General features: G+C 59.9%; 8 protein-coding genes. All 8 read right to left on the bottom strand.

Annotated features, from left to right (window positions below):
* Positions 1-347: 347 nt before the first annotated feature.
* Positions 348-872 carry a phosphoribosyltransferase gene (locus EDF71_RS11035; protein WP_133856629.1) on the bottom strand — a complete coding sequence of 175 codons (525 nt, stop codon included), beginning with the start codon at positions 870-872 and terminating at the stop codon, positions 348-350.
* Positions 873-904: 32 nt separating this feature from the next.
* Positions 905-2,278 (bottom strand): adenylosuccinate synthase, encoded by a 1,374-nt coding sequence (locus EDF71_RS11030; RefSeq protein WP_133856628.1) that lies wholly within the window; start codon positions 2,276-2,278, stop codon positions 905-907.
* Positions 2,279-2,307: 29 nt separating this feature from the next.
* The gene (locus EDF71_RS11025; RefSeq protein WP_133856627.1) at positions 2,308-3,456 is read right to left on the bottom strand and encodes an ATP phosphoribosyltransferase regulatory subunit; all 1,149 of its coding nucleotides are present in this window, start codon (positions 3,454-3,456) and stop codon (positions 2,308-2,310) included.
* A 188-nt stretch (positions 3,457-3,644) separates the two neighbouring features.
* Positions 3,645-4,529, bottom strand: coding sequence for a protease modulator HflC (hflC, locus tag EDF71_RS11020; RefSeq protein WP_133856626.1), 885 nt, complete (start codon positions 4,527-4,529; stop codon positions 3,645-3,647).
* Between the two features lie 9 nt (positions 4,530-4,538).
* On the bottom strand, positions 4,539-5,903 hold the full coding sequence (gene hflK, locus EDF71_RS11015) for an FtsH protease activity modulator HflK (RefSeq protein ID WP_133856625.1): 1,365 nt from the start codon (positions 5,901-5,903) through the stop codon (positions 4,539-4,541).
* A 58-nt stretch (positions 5,904-5,961) separates the two neighbouring features.
* Positions 5,962-7,119 carry a GTPase HflX gene (gene hflX, locus EDF71_RS11010; protein ID WP_133856624.1) on the bottom strand — a complete coding sequence of 386 codons (1,158 nt, stop codon included), beginning with the start codon at positions 7,117-7,119 and terminating at the stop codon, positions 5,962-5,964.
* Between the two features lie 98 nt (positions 7,120-7,217).
* Positions 7,218-7,469 carry an RNA chaperone Hfq gene (gene hfq, locus EDF71_RS11005; RefSeq protein WP_021027521.1) on the bottom strand — a complete coding sequence of 84 codons (252 nt, stop codon included), beginning with the start codon at positions 7,467-7,469 and terminating at the stop codon, positions 7,218-7,220.
* Between the two features lie 128 nt (positions 7,470-7,597).
* Positions 7,598-8,938, bottom strand: coding sequence for a ribosome biogenesis GTPase Der (der, locus tag EDF71_RS11000; protein ID WP_021027520.1), 1,341 nt, complete (start codon positions 8,936-8,938; stop codon positions 7,598-7,600).
* Positions 8,939-8,959 lie beyond the last annotated feature (21 nt).

Genomic DNA, 8,959 nt, shown 5'->3' with positions numbered 1-8,959 from the left:
AGTGAGCGCTTGTTTTGCTCCGAAGAACATATGGCAATCGCCACCAAACGCCCACGCTTATCGGCTGTTAATTTTTAAAGACCTAACCCAAGAGCCTAACCCCTGGATCCTCTTCGCCGCGATCAGCGAAGCCTTGTATTGTAGCACAGTTTTTTGAACTGTTTGACAAAGTTTTCAGCGTTTCCGCAAGACCCTTGTCAGCACCTCCAAAAAAACAAACCTTGCGAACCGCCCTCTTTCGAGTCTGGCAGCTTTGCAAGGCATCGTGCTGTCGATAGACGCTATTGTATAGGCGTTTACCGACAGCTTTTCATGAAATTGCAATTTTTTTCAACTGCAGCTGCCGATCAGACTTTCCACTTCTCCAGCAGCTTCTCTGGACGCAGGCTGTCATAGCCTTCGAACGGCTGGTGGATCCAGGGGTTGGTTGCCAGGAAGTCCACCGAGTAGTCTGGCGTGAAGGTGGAAACACCCTTGGTCCAGATCACCGCACTGCGCAACTCCGTGATGGGCGCGTAGTTGTTCTTCAGCATGTTGATCACGGCATTGAGCGTGTGACCCGAATCTGCCAAGTCGTCCACCAGCAACACGCGGCCAGCGATCTCACCCTTGGGGGTGGTGATGAAGCGCGCGATATCCAGGTGACCCTGCTGCGTACCGGCTTCCGCACGGTAGGAGCTGGTCGACATGATGGCCAGGGGCTTGTCAAAAATACGGCTCAGGATGTCGCCAGGACGCATGCCGCCGCGAGCCAGACACAGGATGGTGTCGAACTCCCAGCCGGATTGGTGAATCTTGATGGCCAGTTTTTCAATCAGGCCATGGTATTCGTCGTAGCTGACATACAGGTGCTTGCCGTCTTCAGTAAGCATGGGTTTCCTCAATCAAAAGTAGCAACCAGGGTTTAGGCCTGGTAGGGGTTATGCATCAGGATCGTGTGGTCGCGATCAGGGCTGGTCGAGACAACGGCGATAGGCACGCCGGTGACTTCGGCAATGCGGTCCAGATAACGGCGCGCATTGACAGGCAGCTTGTCGTATTCAGTCACGCCCACGGTGGTATCGGTCCAGCCGGGGATGGCTTCATAGATAGGCTTGCAACGCTCGATGTCGTCTGCACCCAGCGGCAGCAGGTCGATGCGTTCGCCGTCGAGCTCATAGCCGACGCAGAGTTGCAGCTCTTCGATGCCGTCGAGCACGTCCAGCTTGGTGATGCACAGACCGGACAGGCCGTTGATCTGGGCCGAGCGCTTGAGCAGGGCTGCATCAAACCAGCCGCAGCGGCGATAGCGACCGGTAGTCACGCCCTTCTCTGCGCCCACGGTGCTCATCACCCAACCTGGGGTGCCTTCCTTTTGCCATTCCAGCTCGGTCGGGAAAGGACCACCACCGACGCGGGTGCAGTAAGCCTTGGTGATACCCAGCACATAGTGCAGCAGGCCTGGGCCTACGCCAGCGCCGGCGGCCGCATTGCCAGCCACGCAGTTGGACGAGGTCACATAGGGGTAGGTGCCGTGGTCCACATCCAGCAGCGAGCCTTGTGCGCCTTCAAACAGCAGGTTGCCGCCTTCAGCGTGCAGCTGGTTCAGCTCGGACGACACATCGGCAATCATCGGTTTGATCAGCTCGGCGTGTTGCATGGCCTCGTTGTAGACGGCGTCGAACTGGATCTCGCCATTCTTCATGTACGGAGCCAGTTGTGGGCCGAAGTCGAACTTTTGCGAACCCAGCACGCTCACCAGAATGTGGTTGTGCAGGTTCAGCAGTTCGCGCAGCTTGGTGGCAAAACGCTCGGGGTGCTTGAGGTCTTGCACGCGCAGCGCACGGCGGGCAATCTTGTCCTCATAGGCTGGGCCGATGCCCTTGCCGGTGGTGCCAATCTTTTGCACGCCGCCTTGTTCACGGGCCGCTTCACGGGCCAGATCCAGCGCCTGGTGGAAAGGCAGGATCAGCGGGCAGGCTTCGGATACGCGCAGGCGGTCACGCACCTGAACGCCGGCCTTTTCCAGGCCTTCGATTTCTTCAAACAGCTTGCCCACGGACAGCACCACACCGTTGCCGATGTAGCACTTGACGCGGGGACGCATGATGCCGCTGGGGATCAGATGCAGTGCCGTCTTCACGCCATTGATGACCAAGGTGTGGCCTGCGTTGTGGCCGCCCTGGAAGCGCACCACACCCTGTGCGCTCTCCGTCAGCCAATCGACCAACTTACCCTTGCCTTCGTCACCCCATTGAGTGCCAACCACAACAACGTTGCGACCTTTGGAGATAGCCATGTCTTTTCCCATCCAAGAACAAAATACGGTTAAATGCTGCGCACGATCCACTGGCCATCTACTTCGGCCAGTTCGCGGTCACAATTGAATTCGTCAACTTCATCGTCATGCCCAGGCAAGGCGCAGACCACGGTTTCACCGGTCTGGCGCAAGCGGGCGATGACCTCGCGCATATCGTGGCGATCCACCCAGGGCGCACGAATGGCGGCCTTCAGCGGGCGCGGCTCGACCACCGGCACCAGCTGCTTGATATCCAGGCTGAAACCAACGGCAGGGCGGCTGCGGCCAAAGGCAGCACCGACCTCGTCATAACGGCCACCGCGCACCAGCGCATCGGTCACCCCTTGCGCATAGATCGCAAAGCGCATGCCGCTGTAGTACGAGTAGCCACGCAGATCGGCCAAATCAAACGTGACGGCCGGGCTGTCGATACGGCTGGCCAACTGGCGCAGGTCCGTCAGAATCGGCGCCACGCCCGGGATACCTGCCAGGGCCTTTTCAGCCTCCGCCAACACCTCCACGTCGCCATAGAGATTGAGCAAGGCACGCAAACCATCACGCTGGGCCTGCGGAAAATCGCGGGTCAGCGCGGCGAGCTCGGAGGCATCCTTGACCGCCAGTGCCGCATGCACGCGGCGCAGGGTCGGCAGATCCACCAACAAGCCTGCCAGCAGACGCTGAACGATGCGCACATCGGCCAGGTCCACAGAGAAATCATGCAGCTGGGCAACGCGCAGCGACTGGGTCGCCAGCGCGATCACTTCCACATCCGCCTCCACCCCTGCATGGCCGTAGATTTCGACACCAAACTGCAAAGGCTCGCGGGTAGCATGGGGGCGATCGGGCTTGGCATGCAACACCGGACCGCAGTAGCACAGACGCGTCACACCCTTGCGATTGAGCAAATGGGCATCGATGCGAGCAACTTGTTGGGTGGTGTCAGGGCGAATGCCCAGGGTGCGGCCCGATAGCTGGTCAACCAGCTTGAACGTCAGCAGGTCCAGCGCTTCACCGGATCCGGATAACAGAGAGTCCAAATGCTCCAGCAGTGGAGGCATTACCAGTTCGTAGCCGTAAGCACAAGCCGTGTCGAGCAGGCCACGCCGAAGCTCTTCGATGTGTCGCGCTTCAGAAGGCAGCACATCGGCAATGTGATCCGGAAGGATCCAAGCAGACATGGGGAATTGGGAGGGCTGTTAAAAACGTGATTCTACAGGGATGACAGCGAGCGATCCGCATTTCCTGCTCTCTGCACTGCGCCTTTGCGGCCATTACAGAGCCCAGCGCCTAGCGATGCTATAAGAAACCCCAATGAAAAAAGCCACTTTGCGTATGCAAAGTGGCTTAATGGGGCGCTGGACCAGGCTTACTTGGAGCCGGACGAGCGGTAGCCCTTGAAGAAATCCGAGGACGATGGATCGACCACGATCACGTCCGACTTCTTGTTGAAGCTGGACTTGTAGGCCTCCAGGCTGCGGTAGAACTGCGCAAACTGCGGGTCTTTGCCAAAGGCATCGGCATAGACCTTGGCAGCTTCGGCATCGCCCTCACCCTTCAGCGCCTGCGCATCGCGGTAGGCATTGGCCACGGTCACTTCGCGCTGGCGATCGGCATCGGCGCGGATCTTTTCACCCACGGCGCCACCGGTCGAACGCAGCTCGTTGGCCACGCGCTTCCGCTCTGCTTCCATACGGCTGTAGACCGATTCAGTGATGGCTTCCACATAGTCGACACGCGTGATACGCACATCCACGATATCGATACCCCAGGGCTTGCTGCCCTTGACCGCTTCAAGCACTTCGCGCTTGACGTCCGCCATGGTCTGCTCGCGCTTGCCGGAGATCATGTCCTGCACGGTACGGCGGTTGACTTCCTCCTGGAAGGCATTGCGCACCACGCGGTTGAGCTGGACTGCGCCCTGGCCTTCGGTCGTACCCACATTGCGGATATAGGCCGAAGGATCGGTGATGCGCCAGCGCACATACCAGTCGATCACCACGCGCTGCTTTTCAGCGGTCAGCATGGATTCGGTGTCGGTGCTGTCCAGGGTCAGCAGACGCTTGTCCAGGTAGGTCACGTTCTGCAGCGGCGGCGGCAGCTTGAAGTTCAAGCCCGGCTCCGTGATGACTTCCTTGATCTGGCCGAGCGCATACTTGATGCCGAACTGCCGCTGATCGACCACAAACACGGTGGAGCTGAGCAAGGCCAGCACCACCAGGACGGTTGAAGCTAAAAATCCCATTCGATTCACAAATCACTCCTAGCGCGACTCGCGGTCACGGGTACGGCTGGTATCACGGGCACGGGCATCCGGCACCGAGGGTGCGGGTGCAGGTGCGCTGGTCGTGGGCGCGTTCGAGCTGGCAGCAGCATCGCCTGCAGCAGCACCGCCTTGGGTCTGTTGCATGATCTTGTCCAGCGGCAGGTACAGCAGGTTGGAGCCTTGCTTGGAATCAACCACCACCTTGGTCACATTGCTGTAGACCTGTTGCATGGTTTCTAGGTACAGACGGTCACGCGTGACGACTGGTGCCTTTTGGTACTCAGTGTAGATCGAGGAGAAGCGCTGGGCATCACCCTGCGCCTGTGCCACGATACGGGCCTTGTAAGCCGCAGCTTCTTCCATCAGACGCGAGGCCGTACCGGTGGCGCGTGGCACCACATCGTTGGCATAGGCTTCGGCCTGGTTCTTGGTGCGCTCACGCTCCTGACCGGCCTTGAGCACATCGTCGAATGCCGCCTGCACCTGCTCGGGCGGACGCACGCCGCCTTGCTGCAGATTGACGCCGACGACCTCGACACCGATCTTGTAGCGGTCCAGAATGACCTGCATCAGCTCACGCACGCGGGGCGCAATCTGGTCACGCTCTTCCGCCAATGCGGCGTCCATCTTCATCTTGCCCACGACCTCACGCACGGCGGTTTCAGCCACCTGGATGACGGTGTCTGCCGGTGCCTTGCTCTCGAACAGCCAGGCACGGGCATCGCTCAGGCGGTACTGCACGGCAAACTTGATCTCGACGATATTCTCGTCTTCGGTCAGCATGGCCGATTCGCGCAGACCGGTGGTCTTGATGATGCTGTCGCGACCCACATCGGCAGAGCGGATCTGCGAGACATAGACCAGCTCATGGCGCTGGATCGGGTATGGCAGGCGCCAGTTGATACCGGCATTGACAGTTTTGTGGTACTTGCCGAACTGCGTGATGACCGCTTGCTGGCCTTCCTGCACGATGAAGAAGCCGGTGCCCATCCAGATCAGTGCGGCCACGCCAACGATCAGGCCCAGGCCAACGCCTGCACCCTTAAACTCAGGCGGCTGCCCTGCACTGCCGCGGCCCGTGCCGCCGCCTTTACCGCCACCGAACAAACCACCGAGCTTCTTGTTCAGGTCCTGCCACAGCTCGTCCAGATCCGGGGCACCGTTGGTGCTGGGACGCTGGGAGTTGGGCCGGTTATTCTGCTCGGGCGGGTTGTAGGGCGGACGGGAAGGCTCTTGACCTGCATTGCTGCTGTCGTCCTTGCCATCGTCGCCCCGCCCCCAGCGGGGATCGTTCAGGTTGAACATTCCGCGCAGGCCTTGCGGCAGCAAGGCCAGGCGCGGAAAACGTGAATGAAGTTTCATTAGCGATGTCTCTATGAATCAGCGTTACAAGCGCATGCAAGCAGCCATTGTGGCAGCCCTAGGGAGCATTTCCCAGCAATTCGTCATCGGCGTCTGGGGCTATCTCCCAGGCGTCACCCGCATCGAGCGCCGCCTGGCGGGCGACCAGGGCCTGGGCCAGGTGCTCACGCACGGCCTCCAGCCCCTGCCCCTTGGCCGCACTGACAAAGAATCGTGGAACCTGCACCCCATCGAGCTCATAGCTGTCTGCAAGCGCTGGTGGCCGCCGGTCTGGCTCAATGGCATCCAGTTTATTGAATACCAGAACCTGCGGCACGTTTTCTGCCCCAATTTCCCGAAGAACCTTTTGGACTTGTTGTATTTGTTCCGGGTGGGCAGGGTTGGAAGCATCGACCACATGCAGCAGCAGATCTGCATCTACCGCTTCTTGCAGTGTTGCCTCGAAAGCATTGACCAGCCCGTGGGGCAGGTCCCGAATGAAACCGACCGTGTCGGAGATGGAGATGGAGCGCTGTGCGGACTCCAGGTACATCTGCCGCGTCGTCGTGTCCAGGGTCGCAAACAGCTGATCGGCTGCATAGGCGCGCGCTTTGACCACGGCATTGAAGAAGGTCGATTTGCCGGCATTGGTGTAACCCACCAACGACACATTGAAGGTATCGTTGCGCTGCCGCTGGCGGCGCTGCGTAGCGCGCTGCTTCTTGACCTTGAGGAGCCGGTCCTTGGTGCGCTTGATCGCATCGTTGATCATGCGCTTGTCCAGCTCGATCTGGGTCTCGCCCGGGCCGCCACGCGTGCCGATACCGCCGCGCTGCCGCTCCAAGTGCGACCAGCGGCGCACCAGGCGCGTGCTGAGGTACTGCAGCTTGGCCAGTTCGACCTGGAGCTTGCCCTCGTGGCTGCGTGCGCGCTGCGCAAAGATCTCCAGGATCAGCAAGGTGCGGTCGTTGACCGGCATCTGCAAATGGCGCTCCAGATTGCGCTGCTGTGCCGGGCTGAGTGCCTGGTCAAACAGGATCTCGGTCGCGCCATAGGTCTGCGCCACCATGCGGATCTCATCGGCCTTGCCGCTGCCTACAAACAGGGCCGCATCGGGCACCTTGCGCTTGCACACCAGGCGCGCAACCGGGTTCAGGCCGGCGGTTTGTGCCAGCAGGCCCAGTTCTTCGAGTTCGGAATCGAAGTGCGGAAAACCAAAATCCACCCCGACCAACATGACCGGGGTGGATTTCTTATCGTTGGAATTTTGTTGATTACTCAATGATGTAGAGCTGCTCACCCGCGGCTGGCGCGGATGTCGTGCTATCAAAAGCGTTAGGCTGCGGCTTCGTTGTCTTGCGAATCAGGTGCCGAGAAGTTCACGGCACGACCGGGGACAATGGTCGAGATCGCATGCTTGTACACCATCTGGGTGACGGTGTTGCGCAGCAGCACAACGTACTGGTCAAAGGATTCGATCTGGCCTTGGAGCTTGATGCCGTTGACCAGGTAGATGGACACAGGCACATGCTCGCGGCGCAGAGCGTTGAGGAATGGATCTTGCAGAAGTTGGCCTTTGTTGCTCACGATATTCTCCGTGTTCGGACAGTGTTGTTGTAAAACGCCACCTTACCACAGTGGCAATCTAACTGAACGATAAATGGTTGTTTCATGTGATGGGCCTGTGGATCAGGCCTCATCTCACTTGTACGCTATCAATCTTTGTCAGCGTAAGGGTTATGTGAGGTCTTGAATTCAATCCGCAAGGGGGTGCCGATCAAATTAAATTCCTTGCGGAAACGACCTTCCAGGAAGCGCTTGTAGGCATCGGTGATGTGTTCGAGCGAATTGCCATGGATCACGATCACCGGTGGGTTCATGCCACCCTGGTGCGCATAGCGCAGCTTGGGGCGGTAAGGCCCGATCTTCTTGGGCGTCTGGTACTGCACCGACTCCAGCAGCACGCGCGTGAGCACGGGCGTGGGCATCTTGCACAGGGCCGACTTGTGCGCCTGGGTCATCGAGGTCCACAGCGGGCCCAGCCCCTGGCGCTTCTTGGCCGAGATGAAGTGCAGCGGCGCAAACTTCAGGAAGGACAGGCGCAGCTCGATCGAGCGCTCCAGCATCTGGCGGCCGTAATCGTCGAGCGCATCCCACTTGTTCACGGCCAGCACCACGGCGCGACCACTTTCCAGGATGTAGCCGGCGATGTGCGCGTCCTGGTCGGTCACGCCTTGCGTGGCATCGAGCAGCAGCAGCACCACGTTGGCGCCTTCAATGGCCTGCAGGGTCTTGACCACCGAGAACTTCTCGATGGCCTCGAACACGCGGCCCTTACGGCGCAAACCGGCGGTGTCGATCAGCTGGAATTTCTGGCCATTCTTCTCGAACGGCACCGCGATCGCATCGCGCGTGGTACCGGCCATGTCAAAGGCCACCAGGCGTTCTTCACCCAGCCAGGTGTTGATCAAGGTGGACTTGCCCACGTTCGGGCGCCCTGCCACGGCCAGCTTGATGACCTGCTCGTCCTCTTCGGCTTCGGCATCGTCTTCCTGGTTGAGCCAGGGCAACTGCTCCAGCGCCATGTCGATCATGGTGCGGATGCCCTGGCCGTGCGCGGCCGATACCGGGAACACCTCGCCCAGACCCAGCTCGTAGAACTCGGCCAGCTGGCCGCCGTCCTTCATGCCTTCGGCCTTGTTGCCCACCAGCATGGCGGGCTTGCCCAGGCGGCGCAGGTAGCCGGCAATCTCATGGTCCTGGGCCGACAGACCCAGGCGCACATCGACCACGAACAGCACCACATCCGCCTCGGCCACGGCCTGGCGGGTCTGCTTGGCCATTTCCTTGAAAATGCCACTGGTCGCATCGGGCTCGAAACCACCGGTATCGATCACGATGTATTCGTGCTTGCCCTGACGGCCTTGGCCGTAGTGGCGATCACGCGTCAAACCGGCAAAGTCGGCAACGATAGCGTCGCGCGACTTTGTCATCCGGTTGAACAAGGTGGATTTGCCCACATTGGGACGCCCCACCAAAGCAATAACTGGCTTCATTCCTGACTACTTTTTCTTTTC

The organism is Comamonas sp. JUb58, assembly GCF_004364775.1.
In the GTDB taxonomy this organism is placed as follows: Bacteria; Pseudomonadota; Gammaproteobacteria; order Burkholderiales; family Burkholderiaceae_C; genus Comamonas.
This window is presented reverse-complemented; position numbering and strand designations above follow the sequence as displayed.

Excerpts from the sequence above, each read along its gene's own strand:
- hflK (WP_133856625.1), bottom strand. The coding sequence starts at position 5,903 with ATGAAACTTCATTCACGTTTTCCGCGCCTGGCCTTGCTGCCGCAAGGC.
- der (WP_021027520.1), bottom strand. The coding sequence starts at position 8,938 with ATGAAGCCAGTTATTGCTTTGGTGGGGCGTCCCAATGTGGGCAAATCC.
- EDF71_RS11030 (WP_133856628.1), bottom strand. The coding sequence starts at position 2,278 with ATGGCTATCTCCAAAGGTCGCAACGTTGTTGTGGTTGGCACTCAATGG.
- hflX (WP_133856624.1), bottom strand. The coding sequence starts at position 7,119 with ATGTTGGTCGGGGTGGATTTTGGTTTTCCGCACTTCGATTCCGAACTC.
- EDF71_RS11025 (WP_133856627.1), bottom strand. The coding sequence starts at position 3,456 with ATGTCTGCTTGGATCCTTCCGGATCACATTGCCGATGTGCTGCCTTCT.
- EDF71_RS11035 (WP_133856629.1), bottom strand. The coding sequence starts at position 872 with ATGCTTACTGAAGACGGCAAGCACCTGTATGTCAGCTACGACGAATAC.